This is a genomic window from Paenibacillus sp. FSL R5-0912 (assembly GCF_000758605.1).
In the GTDB taxonomy this organism is placed as follows: domain Bacteria; phylum Bacillota; class Bacilli; order Paenibacillales; family Paenibacillaceae; genus Paenibacillus_AQ.
Genome location: NZ_CP009282.1, coordinates 6,165,807 through 6,188,952, shown reverse-complemented (window position 1 = coordinate 6,188,952; position 23,146 = coordinate 6,165,807). Strand labels below are relative to the sequence as shown.

18 protein-coding genes and 1 riboswitch are annotated in these 23,146 nt (G+C 54.2%); of the genes, 13 read left to right on the top strand and 5 right to left on the bottom strand.

The genetic code is table 11. The features are described from left to right. Window positions 1-108 precede the first annotated feature (108 nt). The 5 genes from R50912_RS26110 to R50912_RS26090 all read left to right on the top strand — a co-directional run bounded on the left by R50912_RS26110 (window position 109) and on the right by R50912_RS26090 (window position 7,801). Window positions 109-1,080 (top strand): ABC transporter permease, encoded by a 972-nt coding sequence (locus R50912_RS26110; protein WP_231637715.1) that lies wholly within the window; start codon window positions 109-111, stop codon window positions 1,078-1,080. 37 nt (window positions 1,081-1,117) lie between these two features. Continuing rightward, window positions 1,118-1,996 (top strand): carbohydrate ABC transporter permease, encoded by an 879-nt coding sequence (locus R50912_RS26105; protein WP_042238915.1) that lies wholly within the window; start codon window positions 1,118-1,120, stop codon window positions 1,994-1,996. A gap of 60 nt (window positions 1,997-2,056) precedes the next feature. After that, window positions 2,057-3,658, top strand: coding sequence for an extracellular solute-binding protein (locus R50912_RS26100; protein ID WP_156123340.1), 1,602 nt, complete (start codon window positions 2,057-2,059; stop codon window positions 3,656-3,658). A gap of 37 nt (window positions 3,659-3,695) precedes the next feature. After that, window positions 3,696-6,002: a helix-turn-helix domain-containing protein gene (locus R50912_RS26095; RefSeq protein ID WP_042238914.1), complete on the top strand. Its 2,307-nt coding sequence runs from the start codon at window positions 3,696-3,698 to the stop codon at window positions 6,000-6,002. A 62-nt stretch (window positions 6,003-6,064) separates the two neighbouring features. Beyond that, on the top strand, window positions 6,065-7,801 hold the full coding sequence (locus R50912_RS26090) for a DUF8769 domain-containing protein (protein WP_197072986.1): 1,737 nt from the start codon (window positions 6,065-6,067) through the stop codon (window positions 7,799-7,801). A 159-nt stretch (window positions 7,802-7,960) separates the two neighbouring features. On the opposite strand, the gene R50912_RS26085 is transcribed toward R50912_RS26090, so the two are convergent. Further along, entirely contained in the window at window positions 7,961-9,007 is a 1,047-nt protein-coding gene (locus R50912_RS26085) for a glycoside hydrolase family 88/105 protein (protein ID WP_042238912.1), read from the bottom strand. A 139-nt stretch (window positions 9,008-9,146) separates the two neighbouring features. Between R50912_RS26085 and R50912_RS26080 the strand changes: the two genes are divergently transcribed. Further along, window positions 9,147-10,085, top strand: a complete 939-nt coding sequence (locus R50912_RS26080; protein WP_042238907.1) for a helix-turn-helix transcriptional regulator — start codon at window positions 9,147-9,149, stop codon at window positions 10,083-10,085. Window positions 10,086-10,089: 4 nt separating this feature from the next. On the opposite strand, the gene R50912_RS26075 is transcribed toward R50912_RS26080, so the two are convergent. Then, window positions 10,090-11,415 (bottom strand): FAD-dependent oxidoreductase, encoded by a 1,326-nt coding sequence (locus tag R50912_RS26075; RefSeq protein WP_063840081.1) that lies wholly within the window; start codon window positions 11,413-11,415, stop codon window positions 10,090-10,092. Between the two features lie 150 nt (window positions 11,416-11,565). Here R50912_RS26075 and R50912_RS26070 point away from each other — a divergent pair, with 150 nt between their 5' ends. Beyond that, the gene (locus R50912_RS26070) at window positions 11,566-12,600 is read left to right on the top strand and encodes a LacI family DNA-binding transcriptional regulator (protein WP_197072985.1); all 1,035 of its coding nucleotides are present in this window, start codon (window positions 11,566-11,568) and stop codon (window positions 12,598-12,600) included. 57 nt (window positions 12,601-12,657) lie between these two features. Here R50912_RS26070 and hpt read toward each other — a convergent pair whose 3' ends face one another. From hpt to R50912_RS26055, 3 genes are read right to left on the bottom strand one after another with little or no spacing between them, the layout of a single operon-like run. Then, window positions 12,658-13,185: a hypoxanthine phosphoribosyltransferase gene (gene hpt / locus R50912_RS26065; RefSeq protein ID WP_042238903.1), complete on the bottom strand. Its 528-nt coding sequence runs from the start codon at window positions 13,183-13,185 to the stop codon at window positions 12,658-12,660. A 30-nt stretch (window positions 13,186-13,215) separates the two neighbouring features. Then, on the bottom strand, window positions 13,216-14,730 hold the full coding sequence (locus R50912_RS26060; protein WP_042238902.1) for an IMP dehydrogenase: 1,515 nt from the start codon (window positions 14,728-14,730) through the stop codon (window positions 13,216-13,218). A gap of 57 nt (window positions 14,731-14,787) precedes the next feature. Beyond that, a complete protein-coding gene (locus R50912_RS26055; protein ID WP_042238901.1) occupies window positions 14,788-15,348 on the bottom strand; it encodes a phosphoribosyltransferase in 561 nt (186 codons plus the stop codon). A gap of 131 nt (window positions 15,349-15,479) precedes the next feature. Beyond that, window positions 15,480-15,582: riboswitch (purine riboswitch) on the bottom strand. Between the two features lie 411 nt (window positions 15,583-15,993). Between R50912_RS26055 and hemA the strand changes: the two genes are divergently transcribed. The 6 genes from hemA (at window position 15,994) to cobA (ending at window position 23,095) form a co-directional block, all read left to right on the top strand. After that, window positions 15,994-17,385, top strand: a complete 1,392-nt coding sequence (hemA, locus tag R50912_RS26050) for a glutamyl-tRNA reductase (protein ID WP_042238900.1) — start codon at window positions 15,994-15,996, stop codon at window positions 17,383-17,385. A 5-nt stretch (window positions 17,386-17,390) separates the two neighbouring features. Further along, the gene (ccsA, locus tag R50912_RS26045) at window positions 17,391-18,215 is read left to right on the top strand and encodes a cytochrome c biogenesis protein CcsA (RefSeq protein ID WP_042238898.1); all 825 of its coding nucleotides are present in this window, start codon (window positions 17,391-17,393) and stop codon (window positions 18,213-18,215) included. A gap of 687 nt (window positions 18,216-18,902) precedes the next feature. Then, window positions 18,903-19,550, top strand: a complete 648-nt coding sequence (locus R50912_RS26040) for a precorrin-2 dehydrogenase/sirohydrochlorin ferrochelatase family protein (RefSeq protein ID WP_042238897.1) — start codon at window positions 18,903-18,905, stop codon at window positions 19,548-19,550. A 579-nt stretch (window positions 19,551-20,129) separates the two neighbouring features. Continuing rightward, window positions 20,130-20,564, top strand: coding sequence for a hypothetical protein (locus R50912_RS26035; protein WP_042238895.1), 435 nt, complete (start codon window positions 20,130-20,132; stop codon window positions 20,562-20,564). Beyond that, a complete protein-coding gene (gene hemC / locus R50912_RS26030) occupies window positions 20,519-21,526 on the top strand; it encodes a hydroxymethylbilane synthase (RefSeq protein ID WP_042238893.1) in 1,008 nt (335 codons plus the stop codon). Before R50912_RS26035 ends, hemC begins: the two co-directional genes overlap by 46 nt. Window positions 21,527-21,547: 21 nt before the next feature. Then, window positions 21,548-23,095, top strand: coding sequence for a uroporphyrinogen-III C-methyltransferase (gene cobA, locus R50912_RS26025; RefSeq protein ID WP_042243309.1), 1,548 nt, complete (start codon window positions 21,548-21,550; stop codon window positions 23,093-23,095). Window positions 23,096-23,146: the final 51 nt, after the last annotated feature.

The window sequence follows — 23,146 nt, the reverse complement described above, 5'->3', positions numbered from 1 at the left end:
AAGGTTTCGAAAGCTCCTCCTTTCATGCTAATTTGAGGGCAGCCGTTCAGATAGGGGATGCGCTTACTGAGCGAGCCTTTAGCAAGAAACAAGAAAGGAGAGATTAACTTGTCACAATCCGCAGAGCCCTATATTCCACCGGCGATGCAGAAAGGCTCCGGAGCCGCAGTATCCAAAAGCCGATTCCGGAAACAGCTGAAGCGGGATAAATATTTGTATTTCATGCTTATTCCGGTTGCTGTATTTTTTGTGCTGTTCAAATACGCCCCATTATTCGGAGAAATTATTGCATTTAAAAATTACAGGCTGGCGGATGGAATATGGGGGAGCGAATGGGTAGGTCTGGAGCAGTTCAGGAAGCTGTTTGCCAGCCCGGAATTTTATACAGTACTGCGCAATACGCTGCTGCTTAATTTGTACAGTCTCGTATTTGCTTTCCCGGTGCCGATTATTCTGGCTATACTGCTCAACGAGGTGACCCGGAGCAGCTACAAGCGTGTGTTGCAAAATCTGCTGTACATCCCGCATTTCATCTCCTGGGTGGTTCTGGGGAGCATCGTCATCGCCATCCTGTCCCCATCCACCGGGATCGTGAATCAGCTGCTGCAAATGGTTGGTCTGGAGCCGATTTATTTCATGGCAGACACCTTCTGGTGGCCGGTATCCTTCATTGCTTCAAGCATATGGAAAGAGGCGGGATTCGGAACGATTCTGTATCTGGCGGCTATAAGCGGCATTGACCCTACCCTGTACGAGGCGGCCAAAATCGACGGAGCCAGTAAATTCAGACAAATCTGGCATGTCACCTTGCCGGGTATCCGCGGTACCGCCGCAATTCTGCTGATTCTCCGGGTAGGCCAAATGATGGACGTCGGCTTTGAGCAGGTCTACGCCATGAAGAACAGCGCCGTCAGCCAGGTTGCCGAGGTTATCAGCACTTATGTCTATACCCGCGGGATCGAAAATCTTCAATACAGCTATACAACGGCCCTGGGGCTGTTCCAGTCACTTATCGCCTTTATCTTGGTCATTTCGGTCAACCGGTTAATCAAGACTATGGGAGAGCGGGGCCTGTGGTAGGAGGAATCATGCTTACAGAAAGAGGTCGATTACATTTATGAAAGCCAAAGCCGAGTTCTCATCCGTATTTTTCCGGTGGCTGAATTATATCGCGCTTGCCTTGTTTGCCGCGGCGACAGTGTTTCCCTTTATCAATATTATCGCCACATCCTTCAGCGGCAGCCGGGCGATCAGCGGCGGGGAGGTTTTCCTCTGGCCGGTTGATTTTAATCTGGACGCCTACCGCAATCTGTTTGACGACGGGCAACTGGTAGTAGCCATGAAAAATACGGTGTTCATCACCGTTGCGGGGACTGCTTTTAACATGCTGTTCACCGTGCTGTGCGCCTATCCCTTGTCCAAAAGCAGGCTGCGGGGAAGAAACGCTATTCTGATGGCTGTATTGTTCACCATGCTGTTTGGCGGCGGGATGATTCCCCATTTTCTGTTAATTAACGCTCTGGGGCTGGTCAACACGTATTGGGCGCTCTGGCTGCCTGCATTAATCAGCGTCTATAACATGTTTGTCATGAAATCCTTTTTCGAGGGACTCCCGGAAGAGGTGGAAGAATCCGCCGCTATCGATGGAGCCAATGAGTTGACCATACTCTGGAGAATTATCCTTCCCTTGTCCATGCCGGTCATTGCGGCTCTGACCCTGTTCTATGCAGTGGGCTGGTGGAACTCTTATATGAATGTGCTGATTTATATCCAGAGCACCGACAAAATGTCCCTGATGGTCAGATTGTATCAGATGATCGAAATGGTCAGTCCCGAACTGCTGAAGAGCGGGGAAGGCGTAGGGCAGATTTCCATTACACCGGAGGGAATACGCGCGGCATCTATTGTTTTCTCAATCACGCCGATTCTCTGTGTCTACCCGTTCCTGCAAAAGCATTTTGTCAAAGGCGTTATGCTGGGTTCGGTCAAAGGCTGATATCACGAGCTTACCACAAGCTTGAAGATATGCTAGATTAATAAGGGAGGTTATTTAAAAATGAAAATGCACAAAACCAAATGGCTGTCCTCAGCGTTGACGCTGGGGATAGCGGCGGCCACGCTGCTGAGCGGGTGCGCGAACAACACGGACACGGCGAATACCAAGACAGATTCGTCGGCAACCACCAGCCCCGAGGCGACAAACAGCAAGCCCAAGGCTGTAAGCGTTTCAATGTTCGACCGCGGCGGCGTTTCCAGTGATGAGGGTACGTATGAGGACAACCGCTGGGTGAAATGGATCAAGGAGCAGAGCGGGATAGACGTGAAGATTATTCCGGTTCCCCGGGCACAGGCCCAGGATAAATTAAATGTGCTGATCGCTTCCAACCAGGCGCCGGACCTGATTTGGGAATATGACCGCAGTTATATCGGAAAGCTGGTTACTCAAGGGGCGATCCAGCCGATTGATGAATATATCGAGAAGTACAGCACCTCTTACAAAGCCTATCTGGAAGCGCATCCAGAACTTAAGCCGTACCTGACGTTCGACGGAAAAATGTATGCAGTCGCCACGGAGCGGACCATGAATTCTGTTGCCAATCACGGCGCCTGGATTCGCCAGGACTGGCTGGATAAGCTTGGACTGGCCATGCCGACCACCATTGACGAATTGCTTCAGGTCGCCCAGGCCTTCAAGGATGGAGACCCGGACGGCAACGGCGCCGCGGATACGACGCCGATCGTAGGCTCAACCACCTTTGACTTCTATTCGGCCATTTATGCGGATATGAACAACCAGTGGTATCTGGAAGACGGCAAGATGGCGTATGGTGCCCTGCTTGACCGGTTCGGCGATGTCATGTCCCTAGAGAAGCAGGTATACGAGCAGGGGCTGGTCGATAAGGAATATTTGACCGACAAGAACAATCAGCGGGCCATCCAGCTCTGGACCACCGGCAAGGCAGGCATCTATATCGCCAACTGGGGCGGCGGAACAATGGAATCTCAACTGAAGGATATGCTGGCCAATGTGCCGGATGCGCAGCCTGTGCCGCTGGAGCCGGTATCCACGAAATACGGGAAATTCGGCCTGTATCAGGAGACTTCCCCGTTCATTTATGTTGCCTTCAACAAGGATATGGCCGATCCCGAAGCGGCTGTGAATTATCTGGACTGGATGGTGGATGAAGGCTGGAAGGCACTTAACAACGGCATTGAGGGCGAGCACTACACCGATGTGAACGGAGTCGCCAAGGTGATCGACGCTGACAAATTCAAGAAAGAAGTAGGATACGCCGCAGAATACGCCATCCTGCGCAACAATACGTTCAAACCGGAAGATTTGCTGGTAAAGGCCGCTTCGGACGAAGTTTCCCAGCGCCTCGCCGCGCTCAGCCAGCAGGGGCTTGAGCTGGCGATGAAGAATGAATTCAGACGGGATATTCCATATCAGCCAAGCTTTGTGGAATTCAATGAAATCCAGACATCTATGACGCCTTATATCAATGAGATCCGCGCCAAGGTTACCACACAGGGAAGCAAGTATACCGGTGTCTGGGCGCTTGAGGAAATCCGCAAGGAATGGAAACGGCTCGGCGGAGAGCAGGTAGAGATCCAGGCGCAGGAATGGTACGAGCAGAACAAGGCCAGTTTTAAGTAACGGCTGAGATCAGTCGGGAACTAAAGGATGGGGAGCTTTGCAGAATAAATGGGCAAAAAAACTGATGGCGGGCTTGCTGATTCTTTTGTTCCTGATTGTGTGCATATCGGGGCTGTTGTTTTATTTCATCTTCACCGGCGATCTTAAGGACCGCCTGACGCGGACGAATATGGAGCTGCTTGAGCATATGAACCAGAAGCTGGAGCTGGTGCTGAAAAGTGTGGACAATGAGTCCGTGCAGCTCGTTCAGTATGATGAGGTCCGGAAGTTTTTTGATGAAAAGCTTCCCAGTGAGGAAGCGGCGGGCAATGATTTCCGGCTGGGCGGACAGATCGACAGGCTCATTCGCAGCGACGATTACATCTTCTCCATCGATATGTATTCTTACAGCCAGAGCAGGCTGGTTTCCGGAGATGTGCTGACTGAGGAGCGCAAGCTGGACGATTACGGCTGGATCAATACGTTCGAGACGTTCGATGGCTATTTTGAGTGGCTGCCGAGCCGCCAGCTGGTCATTAACCGGTCCACCTCGCCGATCTACAGAAATGTGGTCACGCTGGTCCGCACCTATCCGCTGCTTCATTCCGTGGGTGCCCGCAAAGGGGCGATGGCACTGAATCTGAAGACGGAAATGCTGCTTTCGCTGATTCACAATGAGGATGAGGATCTTGGGGAGACCTTTATTGTGGATGCGACAGGGCAGATCGTGCTTCATCCCGCCGAGAACAAGCTGGGGCAGAACATCGGCCAGTCCTCATACATTCATGAGGCGCTGAGCCGCAAGAGCAGAACGGGGAATTTTCACTCACAGGTGGATCAGAAGCCGTCGATGGTCTTCTATACGGACTCTCCCTACACCGGATGGACGCTGATCCGCACCGTTTCCGATCTTAAGCTCAACCAGCCGCTTATTGCACTCCGCAATACGTTGGCCGTGATTTCGGCGATGATCCTCATTGCCGCTGCCGCCATGGGCCTGGCGCTCGGCAAGTGGACCTTTAGACCGCTGAACCGGTTTTTGCACACACTCTCCGTCAAATTGAACGAATATTCTCCGCAGGTGAAGGAGACAGACCGGGCAGATGATCTGCAATTTCTGGAGTCCGCTTTTGAAGGGATTCTGGTCCAGAGCGACCAGCTGCACAAGCAGATGCAGGAGACCCGCCCCATGCTGAAGTGGCAGCTGCTGATGGAGCTGCTCTCCAACTATAAGATCAATATCTCCAACGTTGTGCAGTATATGGAAATGCTCGGAATCCAGTTTCATCCGAACCGTTTTGTCGTGCTAAATGCGGAGCTGGACCGGCGGGAGGAGATTGCCGCGATCCGGGATGTGCACCTGTACAATTATGCGCTCTGCAATTTGGCCGAGGAGCTGATTCTGGCTGAGGGAAAGGGCGCTGCCATTGAGCTGGAGAATGGCACCTGTGCGATCATCATCAGCTTTGCCGACGATGATGCCGATGCCGAGCTGCGGGCGGTGGCTGTGGCGGAACTGATCAAATCGTATGTGGAAGAGAATTTCCGGCGCACCATCTCCATTGGGGTGGGGGGGCTGGTGGAGTCCATGACAGAGCTTCACAAGTCCTTTAAGCAGTCCAAAGAGGCCTTGTCCTACCGCCTTGTCTTCGGCGCGAACTCGATCATTACCCGTGAGGATATTCACAGCGATCTTTCTCCCCGCTTCTACCGTTTGGTGGCGATGACGGAGGATATGATGGATTCGCTGAAGCTGCTGGACGGCACGAAGCTGCGCGAGCAGGTGGAACGATGGTTCGAAGCCTTCGCCGAATATGGCGTGCCGCCCCAGATCATCCGGCAGCTCAGCCTTCAATGCCTGATGAAGGCGGCGGAGATCGCCGAGGATGTTGGCATCGGCCACAAGAATATCCAAATGCCCCAGGAGCTGCAGGAGTCGCTGAATCTGCACAAAAGCCTGGAAGAGATCAAGGAATTTCTAATGAAGACCCTGCAGGGGCATATGGAAGCCATCAAAGAGAAACGGAGCAGCAGGGAGAAAAACGGCCTGATTCTTAAGGTGCTGGATTATATTCATGACAATTACAGCCGAACCGAACTGTCGCTGAACTTGCTGGCTGAGGAATTCCGGGTCAGCGTGTCCCATCTGAGCAAGCTGTTCAAGGAGCAGACCGAGGGCAACTTCATCGACTATCTGATGGCGCTGCGCATGGCTGAGGCCAAACGGCTGCTGGAGGAGACGGACGGCAAAATTATGGATATTGCCGAAGCGGTCGGCTACGGCAATGTCAACAGCTTCGTCCGCATTTTCAAAAAGTTCACCGCGCTGACGCCTTCCGAATACCGGGAGCAGCGGCGCAAGTAACAGGGAGCGGGAGGAGCTGGGCATTGACGGCTTCTCCTTCCTATATGAAGGGTAGGATCACAATGAACAATATGCTTGAAGAACAGGCTCTCCTGCGGTGGAGGCTTGAACAATTGGAGAATCAATTCAGCCCGTTGCATTCGATGATCAAAGAGAAATATACAACCAACGGCTATCACACCGCACTTCAGAATGTGGAACAGGTGCATTCCATACGTTCTTCCATTGAATATGCCCAAGGGCTTTTGGATACCGGGCTTACGGATGCTGAGGATAGGGCTTTTGCCGTGATCCGGCAAATCGTTTCACTTCAGGACCATGATCCGGCCAGCGTGACTTATGGCATCTGGTCGTATTATCTGGAAGAGCCCTTGTCCAGCATGAGGCCCCCGGATTGGAACTGGGCGGATTTTATCGGAAAAGTACTTCTAACAACAGTAATCCGGCATAAACACCGGATGCCTGCGGAGCTGCTGGAGAAGGTGCGGGAATCGGTATTTCACGCCTGCGAATCCATCATCCGGCGCAACATGGGTCCGCATTATACGAATATTGCCATTATGGGATCGTTTGTGACGCTGCTCGCGGGAGAAGTCTTTCAGAATCCGCGCTATCTGGATTATGGCTTGCAGAAATTCGAGGCCTTCCATCAATATGCCAGCCGAACCCGGACGTTTCAGGAATACAACAGTCCGACGTACACCAAGGTGGCGATTATTGAATTATCACGCATCCGCTCCGCGACCAAGGTTAGCCGGGCGCTGGAAATATGCGAGGATATGCTGAATTTGGCCTGGGAGGGGGTGGCACGGCATTTTCACGCATCCACAGGGCAATGGGCGGGACCGCATAGCCGCTGTTATTCCACCTTGCTGCCGGATGCAGCCAGGGCGTTCCTGCAGCTGGCGCTGGAGGGAGAACTGGATTTTTGTGCTCCAGCGGATATGTTCTACGATCTGGAATGGTACAACCTTGGTATTTCCTGTCCCGAACCCTACCGCGCCTTGTTCAGGGAAGCCGCTGAAAGGGAAGTACGCGAGGTGTATTACCGCAGTAAAGACGGCTATGAAAAAACCGCTGTTACTTACATGACTACGCGCTATGCGCTTGGTTCGGCCAGCAAGGAAGTCATGTGGAATCAGCGGCGCAATCTGCTGGCCTATGTAGACGGTCCTGGCGGAACGGTCTATGCGGCGCTGCGGATGCTGCATGACGGCTATGATTTTTCCGCACCCGTCTTTTCCGCCGAGCAGCGCAAGGGGAACGTGCTGTGCGGTCTTCAGCTCTCGCTGAACGGCGGGGATACGCATATCGGTCTGGACCGGATCGACGGCGGCATCCAGGCAGAGGATCTGCGCCTGCGACTGGAAATCGGCGGCAGTCTTGACGGTGTAACCGCCAATGCCGTGGACGGAGGGGCGGTGGTATCCATAGGCGGGGTGAAGCTTTCCCTTCGCGGTTTGTATACCCGGTTTGCCGGAGGGGCAACTTCGCTGGTCCAGAATCCGGAATGGGAAGTTGTCCACAGCGGCGATACCCTCTGCCTTGATCTGGTGCTGTACAGCGGTGAACGCCGGAGAATTGATTTTACGGCTCTGGACGAGGCAATGGTCGTCTTTACCTTGTCGGTACGCGAGGATGAGGGACGGGACAGCAGCCCGGACTCCTTCTGCGTAACCATGTCGGCCGCAGGCAACGGGGAAGAAGTTGCTGCAAGCTGGAGTACGGAGGATGGGGAACTGGTGCTTAACCTGCGGCTGAAGCCGGACATGGTGGAAGCACTCAGAGGACAGGACTAAGGGGTAGGCTCAAGGAGGCCCGGAGACTGATCTTCGGTATCTGAACATTTAGTGCTGCGGTATACAAGCCCGGCACAGACCAAAGGCACCGCAGGATTGCGGTGCCTTTGGTCTGGCTTCCCCCCCGCATAGGCAGGGTCTTGTGAACGGAGTCAGCCTTCACTTCATGGCTTCGGCCAGAAGAATGAGCACCAGTCCTTGACCGTAGAGAGTGGGTATGCAGGAGATTTCATTATAGTCCTCCACAGTGGGCATAACCGGAGTGCCGCCGGAGACGCCGCTGACCTCCCCATCGGCCTTGATCGTGCCCAGCACCGCTTCAAGTGCAGCTCTGGCAGGTCCCAGAGCTGCTTCGCCGAGCAGGCCCATCCGTACAGCCTTGAATATCCCGGCTGCGATGCCGGCGCTCCCGGAGGTTTCAAGATAGAAGTCTGTCCGGTCCATGACTGTATGCCAGAGTCCGGATGGACTCTGATAACCGATTAAGGCCGCCATCAAGCGGCGGTATCTCTCCGGAATGGAGGCAGGCACAGGCAGCAGGCCATCCACCTCCTGCAGAATCATGGGCGCTGCAAGGGCAATCCAGGCGTTGGCTCTTGTCCATCTGGCTGCAGACATATGGTCACCGGTGATACAGTTCCAGCCGTGAAACAGCACGCCGCTCTGTTTATCCTCAAGCAGTCTCAGGTGAAGCTCCAGCTGGCTGAGGGCTTCCCGGGCATACCCGGTTTCTCCGGTCAGCCGGGCCAGACGGGCCAGGAACAGCACAGCCATAAACACGGTATCCGCCCAGACCTGCTCCGGAAAGCTTGCCTGTTCGGTCACCGTATGCTCGAAAGCGCCTTCCCGGGTTCTTGGCGCTTCATGCAGCATGTATTGACCGGTACGGACCGCGCTCTCCTTGAAGACAGGATTCCCTGTGACGCTGTACAGTGCGGGAAAGATGGCAAACGGAGCCATGGAGTTAATAACCTTTGCATGCCCGGATTGGTGCAAATGCACAAGGGCCCATTCTGACAGCCGGCTTATAATCTCATCGCCGCCGTCCTGCTGATAATATTCCAGGATAGAGGCAGCACCTACGCCGGGAACCCAATCCCAATGCGCCATGTCCATTCCCCAATTGCCGGAATGTTCCAGGAGCATATATGAATATACCTTGCTTGCTGCATGCTCAAGTGTTTGTGATGAAGGTAAGGTTGTCATAATCTACTAGTCCTCCTGTGATCTAGAGTTGAACTTATATTAAGCAGTATAAGTGGCTTGCCTGTATGAATTCTTGGGTGATCCTGCCCAATGTATTGGAGGATTGTACACTTATACTGATGAGGAAAGGAAGCTTGGCATGTCTGGAATGAGATCTGTAAATGAGTTGAATTCTGCTTCTTCAGCGGGATTGAAGAAGCAGAATTCCTATATGATCGATGATATGACGAACAGGGCGCTTGTAGATTACCCGGTTCAATGTGTACAGCGCATTAATGGCATTCAGCAGGCGGAACTGCACTCGCATCACGGTTATGAATGGTACTTCTGCCTGGCAGGAAGCGGGGAATTCATTGCAGGCGATCAAGCCTACAGGATCTTCGCGGGCAGCCTGATTATTGTGAGGCCGTCCGTGCTGCATATGCCCAGACCGGCCAATGGCCAGCTGCTGCACCGGCAGATTCTTTCAGTAGACGAGAGATATCTGGACAGGCTTTGCGGCGTAGACCGTTTCACGGCGGAGCAGGTCTGCGAATGGCTGCCCGATGGAGCGTCTGCTTCTGTGCTCTGGCAGCTAAACACCGGACAGCTGGAGAGCGTCCGGGCTATTTTGCTCGAGCTGGAGAGCGAGCTTACAGGCAAGAGGGAAGCGTATACCCTAGAAGTGCAAAGCCTTCTGCTCCGGCTGTTCGCTGTGTTGACACGGGAGAAGGCTGGTCCGCCTTCCCGGCAAGCGGAGGAGCGCAGGAAGCTGCTCGCGGTGCAGATGACCGGCTACATTGCCGACCACTACAAGCTCCCCTTCCGGATAGAAGAGATGGTCCGTTATTTTCATTTCTCCCGCTCCTATTTGCACCGGATCTTTAAGCAGGAGACCGGCATTACGATTCTGGAATATTTAACACATTACCGGATCAACCGTGCCAAGGAGCTGCTGGAAGCTGAGAGTATACCGCTGATCGAGGTTGCGGTGACAGCCGGATTTCAAGATCTGTCTTATTTTTGCCGCAGCTTCAAACGCCTGACTGGTGTACCGCCGGGCCGTTACCGTAAGCTGCTCCGGCAGGGCGGTGGTTAAAGGCTTATAATTTCCCGGAACATTCAGGGGCAACCCGCTGGCCGTTGTTCCCGGCAGACAGCACAGTTCCATGAAACTGTACGCCCTGCTCAGCCAGCAGCTGATGCAGCCGCGGAATTGAAATATCCGCCATATGGACGGTGCCCTCTTCCTTGGCGACAGCTGCTGCGATTCCGGCCGCCTGACCCAGTGCATAGCAGGTAGCCTGCACGCGCATGGAGGACATGGCTACATGAGTTGCCGAAATGCTTCGTCCCGCTACCAATAGCCCCTGCACACCGGCAGGTACCATACAGCGGTACGGAATATCGTAGCTTCCCAGCTGGCGCTCCTCCGTCGTTCTTTGCCCGTCAGGGCTGTGAATATCGATTTCATAATTGGTCTGCGCCACGACATCCCCGAACCTGCGGGCTTCAAGCAAATCCTGTTCGGTCAAGGTGTACAGGCCAACGATTTGCCCGGTTTCCCTCACACCGGTCTGGCCGGGAATATGGGCAATAATGTAATTCTCAAAGCCGTTGCGCTGCAAATAATGGGCCGTTGAGAAAACCTGGCGCAGAGCCTCGCGCTCCGCGAAGTTGACGTCTTCAATACGGGCGCCGTTGCCCTTAACGCGGGTCATATTGACCAGAAGCGTGCCGTCATCATTCTTTTCCCAGTACAGGTGGCGTCCCTGCGGCAGATCGTCTACGGACTCATATATCTCACAGTCCTCAGGAAGATAAGGGACAACTGGCTTGCCGGTATTCTGCATGGTGAACATAAGGGTCATAGGCTGTGTTAATCCATCCTTTTCCCGGCCGTAGCGCATAGGCACTCCGGCATCCCTGGCCACAGCGGCGTCCCCTGAGCAGTCCAGCACAATCCCGCCCATGAAGGCCTTCAGCCCTTCGCGGGTCCGGGCTAGTACTCCGCGTACCCGCTGCCCCTCCATGACGGGCTGGACATAGACGGTGTGGTAGAAGACCTTAACCTTCTCCCGGTGCAGTTTTCCGTTCAGATAATGGCGCACTGCAAAGGGGGAATACTGGTCCTTCCGGGAGTGCAGCGATATCAGGTGGGAGCCGGGAACGGCTTCGGGAGTTGTCTCTTCAAGCATTTCACGGTAGATGCCGGTCACGTTGCCGACACTCATATAGATGCTGACATTAGCCAGTGTTCCCATCCCTCCAAGCTGCCCTGATTGCTCCAGCAGTATTACCTTCTGTCCGCAGCGGGCGGCGGAGATCGCCGCCGCTGTCCCGGCCGGACCGCCCCCGATCACTACGACATCGGCCTCCTCATATATCTCTGCGGCCACCTGCAGATTTATCTGTTCTTTTTTCACCATATTCATCCTTTCTATATAGAGCTTAGCTTTATAATAGATATAAGGAACAAGGGATTATAGCTTGATTTTAGTTGTACTTAGGGGATTGTGGGGTTGCATTGCAGGAGAGCTATGGAAGAATGGAATGGCCAAGTAAAAGGGGGAAGCCGTGTGTCAAAGAGAAAAACGGTCACGCTGCGCGATCTGGCGGACCGCCTGGGGCTGAGCGTGTACACAGTATCCAAAGCGCTGCGCGGGCTGCCGGGCATGTCGGAACCGACCCGCAGGCGGGTATTCGCTACTGCCCGGGCAATGAATTATGCGACCAAAGCGCAGGAAGCGGGGCTTGCCGCTGAATCCATTGCCTATGCGGCGGGCAAGCCCCGCCGGTTCGTCATGCTGATGCCTGCAGACCACTCTCTTCTGAATCTGCAGTTCCATGGTCTGCATCAGCGCATGGATGAGCTGGGCCATCAGGTACAATCCATATTGCTGCCGTTTGAGGGACACCAGCCGGACAAGCTGGCGGACTGGCTGGAGGAGAGCGGCATTCTATACTGCGACGGACTGTTTCTATCGCCGCTGCTGCCCGTCTGGGCGGAGACCATTCTGCTGCAGCTTGGTCTTCCGAAGGTAATGATCAATTTCCCGCCCGAAGGGGCCGAGGTGGACAGTGTAATCTGGGATGTCCAGCATGCGATCATTCTTGCGGTAAATGCGCTCTGCCGCAGCGGTCATCGCCGAATTCTGTACGTGGGTGAGCCGGACGGACAGAGGGGATTCCGCTTGCGCTATCAGAGCTTCAGGGCCGCCTGCGCAAGCCGGGGAATTTCCGCTGCTGAACAGATGTATCATGTGAACCCCGCTGATCCTCAATGGCTTGCTGACTTATCGGCCATTCTTCAGACAGGAAGCCCTACGGCTATTCTCTCGGCGAATCATGGACAAGCCTGGCCCATTCTGCGGAAGGTGCAGGAATGGGGACTTAATATTCCGGAGCAGATATCAATTGTTGCGATGGAGCATGGGGAACTGGAGGCTTGTCCCGGTTTGTCGCGCCCGGCGCTGCTGGTCCAGGAGGCAGGGGAGCGGGCGGCTGAGCTGATGCTGCGGCGGATTGCCAATCCGCTGGCACCTTATGAGCAAATCCGGCTGCTGGGACCGTTTCTGACAGGGGAGACAGTTGCGGAACCATCTCTCTGCTGAACAAAGAAACCGTCAATTCTCCAGCTATAGGAGAATTGACGGTTTCTTAATCCTAGTCTAATCGCCCGTCTCCACAATCCATACCTCAGGAAGATTGCGGAACTGCTCGGCGTAATCCAGACCATAGCCGACAACGAATTCATCGGGAATGTCAATGCCGCAGTATTCGACCGGAACTTCGACCAGGCGGCGGGAAGGTTTGCTTAGAATAGTACAGATACGGACGCTTGCAGCTTCGCGCAGGGCGAACAGCTGCCTCAGATGCTGCAGAGTCAGGCCGGTGTCGATCAGATCCTCGACGAGCAGGACATGCTTGCCGCGGATATCCATGTCGATATCCTTCTTGATCGTGATGACACCGGAGGAGGTGGAGCTTGCACCGTAGCTGGACACTGACATATAGTCGATGCCGACCGGGAAAGTGATTTCGCGCATCAGGTCGGACATGAATACAGCGCCGCCCTTGAGAATGCCGATAAGTACAAGCTCTTTGCCTTCATAGTCACGCGATATTTCAGCGCCCAGTTCTTGAACTCTTTGCTGCAGCTGGTTCTTGCTAACCAGAACTTTGGTAATTTGTGTCATGGTTGACGCTCCTTATGGATTAGGATGTGATCAGGAGGATGATCTGTCCTTTTCCTTCAGCATAACATCATGTGCGCCTCCTTCAAAGATGGTTGTGGAGGAAACCAGTGTTATCTTCGCCTGCTTCTGCAGTGCCGGGATGGTCAGCGAGCCGCAGTTGCACATGGTTGATTTGATTTTGCTGATACTGAGATCCAGATTATCCTTGAGCCGTCCGGCGTAAGGAATGAAGGAATCCACGCCTTCCTCGAACTCCAGCTTGCTCTCTTTGTCAGCATTGCCGAAGTCATAACGCTGCCAGTTGCGGGCGCGGCTCGACCCCTCACCCCAATATTCCTTGACGAAGTTCCCGCCGACCAGCAGCTTGCGTCCGGGGCTTTCATCGAATCTGGCAAAATAGCGGCCCAGCATCACGAAGTCAGCTCCCATCGCCAGCGCCAGCACAATATGGTAATCATGGACAATCCCGCCATCGGAACAGATCGGGACATAGATGCCGGTCTGCTCGTAATATTCCTGGCGGGCGGCTGCGACTTCAATGACGGAGGAGGCCTGGCCGCGTCCGATCCCTTTTTGCTCCCGGGTAATACAGATGGAACCGCCGCCGATGCCGACTTTGACGAAATCCGCCCCGGCTTCCACGAGGTATAGGAAACCTTCCTTATCGACGACATTGCCCGCCCCGACCTTCACTTTCTCCCCGAAAGTATCCTTAATATAATGGATGGTTTCGGCCTGCCATTCGGAATAACCGTCAGAGGAATCAATGCACAGGACATCTGCTCCGGCTTCCACCAGCGCCGGTACGCGCTCTTTGTAATCCCGGGAGTTGATACCTGCGCCGACAATGAGCTGTTTGTTGTCATCATGCAGCTCCAGCGGGTACTCCTGATGGCTGTCATAATCCTTGCGGAACACAAGGTGAACGAGATGACCGCTGGCATTAACAATCGGCAGGCAGTTCAGCTTATGATCCCAGATCATATCGTTGGCTTCAGTTAAGGTGATGCCTTCTTCGGCATAGATTAGTGAAGATAACGGCGTCATAAATTCAGTAATCGGGCACTCCGGCGGCAGACGGTTCTCGCGGTAATCGCGGCTTGTGACAATGCCCATCAGCTTGCCTGTCGGTTCCCCGTTGTCCGTAATGGCAATGGTGGAGTGGCCGCTGCGCGCTTTCAGCGCCAGTACATCCTGCAGTGTATCCTCCGGCTTCAGATTGGAGTCGCTGAGGACGAAGCCGGCTTTGAACTTTTTGACCCGGCGGACCATCTCAACCTGCTGCTCGATAGACTGCGAGCCATAGATGAAGGAGATGCCGCCGCTTTTGGCCAGGGCAATCGCCATGTTATGGTCGGATACCGCCTGCATTACCGCAGAGGTAACAGGCAGATTCATCGTCAGCGCCGGAGTCTCACCCTTGCGGAATTTGGTTACTGGCGTCCGGAGATCGACATTCCCCGGGATGCATTCTTTGGTGGTCAGGCTGGGCACCAGCAGGAACTCACTGAAGGTTCTTGAAGGCTGCTCATAATAATAAGCCATGGCTTGTCACTCCCCTGTTATAATTTCATCAATTCTGCGATTGCAGTTCTATAGACTTCATACCTGGGATAGAAACCTTACCGGCACTCCAATGTCCGTTTCCAGCTGCTTGTAGTGTTCACCTTTAGCCAGAATCGCCTGCACACCTACAAGCTCAACGCCCATAACGGACATTTGCTCAGCGATGCAGCGGATGGTAGCGCCTGAACTAATGACATCATCCAGCAGCAGCACCCGGTCACCGGAAGAGAAGCCGTCAAAATAAATATAATTCTCATTATACGCCGTCTCGCGTTTGATGCTGACCTCGTAATTCTCATACAGCTCTGTACTGAGGCGCAGAATGTTCATCGGCTTCATCAGCTTGTAGGCCGCAAGCATGCCCCAGGTATGCCCGCCCGGTTCAGGCGATACGATGTAATCGAAATCCGGGAATTGTTCCGTAACGGCCTCTGCCAGACTATCGGTAATCTCACTGATCAGCTCAGGGGCAATGTAGGTTCCTCGTTCTCCGAAAGGGTACAGCTTAAAGTCATAGGCGGTATCTTTATTCTTGTAGATCCTCACATTCTTGGCTTGACTGATCGATTCACTTAACCGTGCGTAGGATGCACTCATTGCCCTCACTCCTTCTATTATAAATGCCAAATATAAATGCCAAAAACCCCAGGACCAAGAGGCGCAGGACAAGACAGGTACGTCAGGAGGAGAAGACCGGCTTAGCCGTGTTCCCTTCACTGGTTGCTCCAGTGTCTTATCTGGCCTCTTGTAGCCTGGGGCAATTTACGGTTGCCTGTAGATACGCTCATTCCAAATTAACGAGCTTATACAAGAGAGGTTTAATTAGAGAATCTTACATATTAGTGACTCGGATGGTTTCTGAATGATTGTTTTCAATGTTTGTGTTATATAATATTACGCATGTGATTTGTTATATGCTATCATTCGCAATAATGTGTGTCAATATTTTGTTTTAATGTTATATAAGGTGACATTAAAGTGTTTGAGTTATACAGATAACCAGCGGATTCATAAAAAAACTCTAAATAACCCATTCTAAAGCATGGTGCTTTGGCGGATTTTTATTTATAATAATTATTATCTGCAATTCATAAATAGTTCAAAGGTTTTGCAAAAAGCCGTATTTTGATGTGATATACTTAACACAGCGATTTGAGATCTTGTGAAATTGATACTAATACATGCTAATAAGCAGTAACAGTGCCTACACCAATGAATAGAGATTAGGATGGTGAACAAGCGATGCATATTGTCGTCGTTGGCCTGAATTACCGTACGGCTCCCGTAGAGGTGAGAGAACAGTTCGCTTTTGCCGAGAAGGATCTGCCTGCTGCGCTTCATCAGCTGATGCAGACGAAGAGCGTTCTGGAAGGGGTCGTAGTCGCCACCTGTAACCGGACGGAAATTTATGTGGTCGTGGACCGCCTTCATATGTGCGGTTATTTCATCCGCAGCTACATGGAGCAGTGGTTTGGTGTAAAAAGTGATGTGTTTGCACAGCATATGTATATATATGAAGACGAGCAGGCGATTGCACACCTGCTGCGTGTAACCTGCGGCCTGGATTCCATGGTGATCGGCGAGACTCAGATCCTGGGACAGGTACGCAGTGCTTTTTTGACTGCCCAGGCGGAGGGCGTAACCGGAACGTGGTTCAACCGGCTGTTCAAACAGGCGGTGACGCTCGGCAAACGTGCGCATAGCGAGACTTCTATCGGTGAAAGCGCGGTTTCGGTCAGCTACGCGGCGGTGGAGCTTGGCAAGCGGATTTTTGGCATGTTTACCGGCAAAAGAGTGCTTATTCTCGGCGCCGGCAAAATGAGCGAGCTGACGGTCAAGCATCTGTACAGCAGCGGCGCGGCTGAGGTTATTGTCGCCAACCGGACGTTGTCCCGGGCGGTGGAGCTGGCCGAGAAGTTCTCGGGCAAGCCAAGCACGATTGAAGAGGCGCTGAAACGTCTGGATGAAGTGGATATAGTCATCAGCTCCACGGGAGCGGACGGTTATGTGCTGACGGCTGCCCAAGTAGCTGAGGGGATGAAGCGCCGGCCTTCTCGGCCGCTGTTCATGATCGACATTGCCGTGCCCCGCGATATTGATCCGGCTGCGGCAAGTGTGCCGGATGTCTTCCTCTATGATATAGATGATCTGGAAGGCATTGTGGAGAGTAATCTGGAAATGCGCCGCAGTGAAGCGGCCAAGATTGAAGTGATGATTAGTGAGGCAATGGATGAATTCCAGCTGTGGCTGAAGACGCTCGGTGTCAGACCGGTGATCCGTGCGCTGCAGGACAAGTCGAACGGGATATATGAAGAAACGATGGACAGCCTGTTCAACAAGCTGCCTGAACTGGATGAGCATCAGCGCAAGGTTATCCGCCGCTTGACCAAAAGTATTGTGAACCAGATGATGCATGATCCGATTAATGTCATTAAGGAGTTGTCCGGCGGGAAGCAGGGGAATGAAGCTCTGGAGTACTTCACCCAGATTTTTGCACTGCAGGAGCAGCTGGACCCGAGTCCGGATGACCGTAGTGCTGTACCGGTTGAGGAGGCGCCTGCTGAAGTATCCTCCGGCGGAAAGTTCGCGGTGCCGGGGAACGTGTTTGCTCCGGCCGGCCTGCTGGGCGGGTGAGCGACATGCAACTGCTGAACGGAATATATGATGCCGCTCTGCTGCTATATGCCCTGAGCCTGCTGTTTGTTTTCTCGGATTGCCTTCGGCGCAATCCGGGCGGAAAGCGGCTGGGCACAGGGCTTCTTGCTGTTGTGGGCCTGCTGCAGCTCACGGGGCTGGCGATCCGCTTCTCCCAGGAGGGCGGTCTGCCGATCTTCACACCGTATGACTTTCTGTTCTGGTTCTCCTTCAGTATGGTGGTGATCTCGCTTGCCGTTGCGTACACGCGGGGCGGCGAGTTTACGATTCTGCTGCTCAGCATGGCAGGGTTCAGCGTGTTTCTGCTGAACCGGGTATGGCTGACCGCAGAGGATCATACCTTGCAGAGCTGGAGTGCGGTGCACGGCTGGCTGGCGATGCATGTGATTTTGGCCAATTTGAGCTTTGCCGCACTGACACTGGGGACCGTATTTGCGATAATGTATTTGTTTCTGCATACCAAGCTTAAGAATAAGAAGTGGGATGACCGTGTCCGCAGGTTCCCAAGTCTAGAGACAATGGACAAATATTCGTATACCGCTATCCTTGCCGGTGTGCCGCTGCTGCTGGCCTCGCTTATTCTGGCTGGCTTATCGATTATTGCAGAAGGGCGGACGCCGCTGTTTCAGGATCTGAAAGTGCTGACTACGCTTACCGGCCTCGGAGTCTACATACTCTATATAGTACTGAAGGTTTCCGGCCGCAGAAGCGGCACTGCGATGGCACGCTGGGCCATCACCGGCTATGGCTTTATTATTCTTAATTTCCTGCTGAATTCATGGTCTGAGTTCCATGGCTGGGGCGGGTAGTAAAGTTGGCGAGCCGGGTGCTGGAGTGCGGAGGCACCCGGTGTGCTGAAGTGCGGAGACGGCTGGTGTGCTGAAGTGTAGAGGCGGCTGGTGTGCTGGAGTGTAGAGGCGGCTGGTGTGCTGGAGTGTAGAGGCGGCTGGTGTGCTGGAGTGTAGAGGCGGCTGGTGTACTGACGTGCAGAGGCGGCTGGTGTACTGACGTGCAGAGGCGGTTGGTGTGCTGAAGTGTAGAGGCGGCTGGTGTGCTGGAGTGCTGGAGGCGGCTGGTATGCTGGAGTGTAGAGGCGGCTGGTGTGCTGACGTGCAGAGGCGTTGGTGTGCTGAAGTGTAGAGGCGGCTGAATTGTGCTCGAGAGCACAGGTGGATGAGAAGCAAGAGGTTATGCTGGAATGTACAGGCAAGAAACGGGAAGTTATGCGGGCATGTTGTGGCAGCTAAGGAGCGCAGGCGATTGCATGGAGTACTATAGTGGCTATGGAGCCAGTGATTGAACTAAAGTGTTATGGTGGATAACGAAGCGAGCAACTGTGCTGAAGTGATAATGGGCGGTTAATGAGTAAGTTAATCTAATGCGCGCCGGACTGCTGTCCTGCATTAGTGGCAACCTGGGACGGATTTCTTAGTTGAGCAAGCTGGATTATTGTGGTGTGGAGTATAGTTGATATTCAGATGCTGGAGTGAGGCGGGATGAGCAGATATTTGCCCATTATGCTGGATGTTCAGGGCAGAATGGTGGTAATGATCGGCGGCGGAGCTGTGGCTGAACGTAAAGCGGCTCCGCTGCTGGAGGCAGGAGCGGAGCTCGTGATTGTCAGTCCTGCGCTTAGCGGGACGTTGTCCGCAGCGGCTGCGGAGGGGCGGCTGCAATGGGTCAGCCGCCCCTATGCTCCCGGAGATCTCTCGGGAGCTGTCTTGGTCTATGCCGCCAGCAGCGACAGGGCGGTGAATGAAGCGGTGGCCGGGGAGGCCCGGGTGCTGGGCTTGCCGGTCAATGTGGCCAGCCACGCCGAGGCGGGCAGCTTCATCACGCCCGGTATCCTTCGGCGGGGGCGGTTGACGGTTGCGGTCTCGACCTCCGGGGCGGGACCGTCCGCTACTGCGCAGATCACGGCGCAGATCGCTGGACTGCTGGGCGAGGAATACGAGCCTTATCTGGATTTCCTGCACGAGCTGCGCACCGAAATCAAGCGGCTGGAGCCTGTAGCTGAGATTCGCGCCCGGCTGCTGCGGAGGCTGGGGAAGCTTGATGTGTTGGATGAGATGCGGCAGGGCACCTTTATACCATGGACAGCTGGAGAGGTCGAAGCCTGGATTGAGTGTAACCGGGAGAAGTAAGCGGAATGATCAGGTGGAGTCGGCCATTGGGAAGTGTAGATGGAGTGAGTGGGTGGAGCAGTTCATCGGGAGGCGTAGATGGAACGAGCGGATGGAGTAGGTAAACGGCGTAGATCAAACCAGCAGATGGAGCAGGCAACAAGTATAACTGCTGCGATTTCGGATTAGTTTGCATCTGCTCTGGCTGCTTTAAAACGAATTCGGCAATCATTAAGACTGCTTCAAACTAAGTCTGCAAAGACATAAGCAGCGGCAGAAATTGACTCAAGTTGTCGATTGAATCGTGCTACTGAAGTGTTCCCTAACGAAATGTCGATGCTGACAGCCCACATATCGAATCGACGATTGAATGGACGAACGGCCGAATGATAAAACTTATGGACGAATAAGTGGACTAATTGAATGTGTTTATAACGTTGAACAGGACGGATTCGCTGGAATGTGACTGGAATGGCAAAAGCCTACTGTTGTGCAGTGAATTAAAGGTATATATCCCTTTGAGTCGGTCAAATCCGCCGAAATGAGCAAATTAGTGGTATAAATCCCCTTGATTTCAGCAAAATTGGCGCGAATGAGCAAATGAAGGGCAAAAGTGCCCTTGATTCCAGCAATAGTGGCTCAGATGAGCAAATGAAGGGCAAAAGTGCCCTTGATTCCAGCAATAGTGGCTCAGATGAGCAAATGAAGGGCAAAAGTGCCCTTGATTTCAGCAAAATTGGCTCAGATGAGCAAATGAAGGGCAAAAGTGCCCTTGATTCCAGAAAAATTGGCTCAGATGAGCAAATGAAGGGCAAAAGTGCCCTTGATTCCAGAAAAATTGGCTCAGATGAGCAAATGAAGGGCAAAAGTGCCCTTGATTTCGGCAAAATTGGCGTGGATGAGCGAATGAGAGGTATGGTGCAGGAAACAGGGCGGGCAGGTGCAGGTGCAGGTGCAGGTGCAGGTAACTTGAACAGGGGGAATGGTTCATGCGGAAGATTATTGTGGGCAGCAGACAGAGTGCGCTGGCGCTGACGCAGACAGGGCATGTAATTGCCGATCTGGAGCGGCTTAGCGGGGAGCATGGCTTTGATTTTACTTTTGAGGTGCATAAGATTGTTACCAAAGGCGACCGGATTCTTGATGTCACCCTGTCCAAGGTGGGCGGTAAGGGTCTTTTTGTGAAGGAAATTGAGCAGGCCATGCTGGTCAAAGAAATCGATATGGCAGTACATAGTATGAAGGATATGCCTTCCGAATTGCCGGAAGGCTTGATTAACGGTGCAGTGCCGAAGCGTGTCGATCCACGTGACTGCCTGATCTCAAGCAGCGGAGCCGGCCTTGAGGATCTGCCGCAGGGCGCGCGGGTAGGCACAAGCAGCCTGCGGCGCTCCAGCCAGCTGGCGGCGCTCCGGCCGGATCTGGTTATTGAGCCGGTACGCGGCAATATTGACTCGCGGCTGAAGAAGCTGGAGAGCGGCGAATACGACGCGATTCTGCTGGCAGCGGCTGGCTTGTCGCGGATGGGCTGGCAGGACAGGGCAACGGCGTATCTGCCGCCGGAAATCTGTCTGCCCGCTGTGGGCCAGGGAGCTCTCGGCATCGAATGCCGTGAGGACGATGAGGAGCTGCGCAAGCTGCTCGCGCTCTACAATGATGAGCGCACCGCTCTTACGGTGACGGCGGAGCGCACATTCCTCGGCGCCCTGAACGGCGGCTGTCAGGTGCCGATCGGCGCCTACGCTGTGCTGGAGACGGAGAAGGCCGGGACAACGGGAACAATCGGGACTATTCATTCCGGCGGGACTTCTGAAGACCGCGGCCTGTTAATCACTTTAACCGGAATGGTGGGAACACCGGACGGGTCGGTAATCCTTAAAGAAACCTGTACCGGGAAGGATCCGGTGCAGCTCGGTGCGGAGGTTGCACGCAAGCTGATTGCCAGGGGCGCAGAGAAGATTTTGGCGGATGTAAAGGGACAGGATGTTCAGGGATAAGGGGATAAGGGGATGACGGAGATGGCGGGGAAGGTTTATCTTGTAGGTGCAGGTCCGGGGGATGCCAAGCTGATTACGGTCAAAGGTCTGGAGTGTATCCAGAAGGCAGATGTGGTGGTCTATGACCGGCTGGCGAGTCCAAGGCTGTTGAAGTGGATGAAGCCGGGCGGGGAGAAAATATACGTAGGCAAGCTGCCGGACCGCCATACGATGAAGCAGGAGGACATTAATCAGCTGCTGGTTGATCTCGCTCTGGAGGGCAAAACGGTAGTGCGTCTGAAGGGCGGGGACCCGGTGATTTTTGGCCGGGTAGGTGAAGAAGCGGAGCTGCTGCGCCGGCATGGCGTCTACTACGAGATTGTGCCGGGTATTACCTCGGCTATCAGCGTCCCGGCGTACGCCGGTATTCCGGTAACCCACCGGGAGGCTGCGTCTTCCCTGTCGATCATTACCGGACATGAGAGCCCGGATAAGCTGGATCATTCCATTCATTGGGATAAGGTGACGAACGCCACAGGAACCCTGGTGTTCCTGATGGGCGTCGCCAAAATCGGATATATCAGCGCCCAGCTGATGAAGCACGGGCGTCCGCCGGAAACGCCGGTGGCGCTGGTGCGCTGGGGGACACGTGCCGATCAGGAGACACTGACCGGCACGCTTGCCGACATTGAAGCGAAGGTCAAGGCGGCCGATTTCCAGCCGCCGGCCGTTATCGTTGTCGGCGATGTAGTGCTCCAGCGGGAGCATCTCATGTGGGTTGAAGCGATGCCGCTGTTCGGCAAGCGGATTGTAGTGACGCGGGCCCGCAGCCAGGCCAGCGAACTGGTAGACCGGATCGAGGAGCTTGGCGGCGAACCGTATGAGTTCCCTGTCATTGAGACGGTTATGCAGCGTGATGCGGACAAGCAGGCAGAGATTGCTTCAGCGCTTGGCCGGCTTCCAGAGTACGACTGGGTGTTCTTCACCAGTCCGAACGGCGTGGACTACTTCATGCGGCATCTGACGCAGCTGAAGACGGATCTGCGCGGTCTGCACCGCGCGCGGATCTGCGCGGTGGGACCGGCTACGGCTGAGGCGCTTGCCGCGCGCGGGCTGCTCGCCGAAGAGCTGCCTGGACGGTTCCAGGCAGAAGGGCTGATTGAAGCCTTCAGCGATCAGCTGCAGCCGGGGCAGAAGGTGCTGCTGCCGCGCGGCGATCTGGCGCGCGAGTGGCTGCCCGGCAAGCTGAGGGAGCTGGAGCTGGAAGTGACTGAAGTGGATACGTATGAGACTGTGGTTACTGGTGAAGATGATATGGAACTGGTGAAGCTGCTCGAAGAGAAACGGATTCATGCGGTCACCTTCACCAGCTCTTCCACGGTGCGCAACTTCATCTCTATCCTGAAACGGATGGGCCTGGAAGATCCGCTGACGCTGCTGGCGGGGGTCAAAATCGCCTGCATAGGTCCGGTAACCGAACAGACTGCTGTGGAGGCCGGGTTGACTCCAGGATTGCTCCCGGACGAAGCGACGATCGAAGGGCTGGTGCAGGAGCTCTGCCGCTGGAATGAAACAACGAGGCTCAGATAGCATCGGCCTGTTTTCCGCTATTCCGCTAATGCAATCTGGGCTCTGCAATTT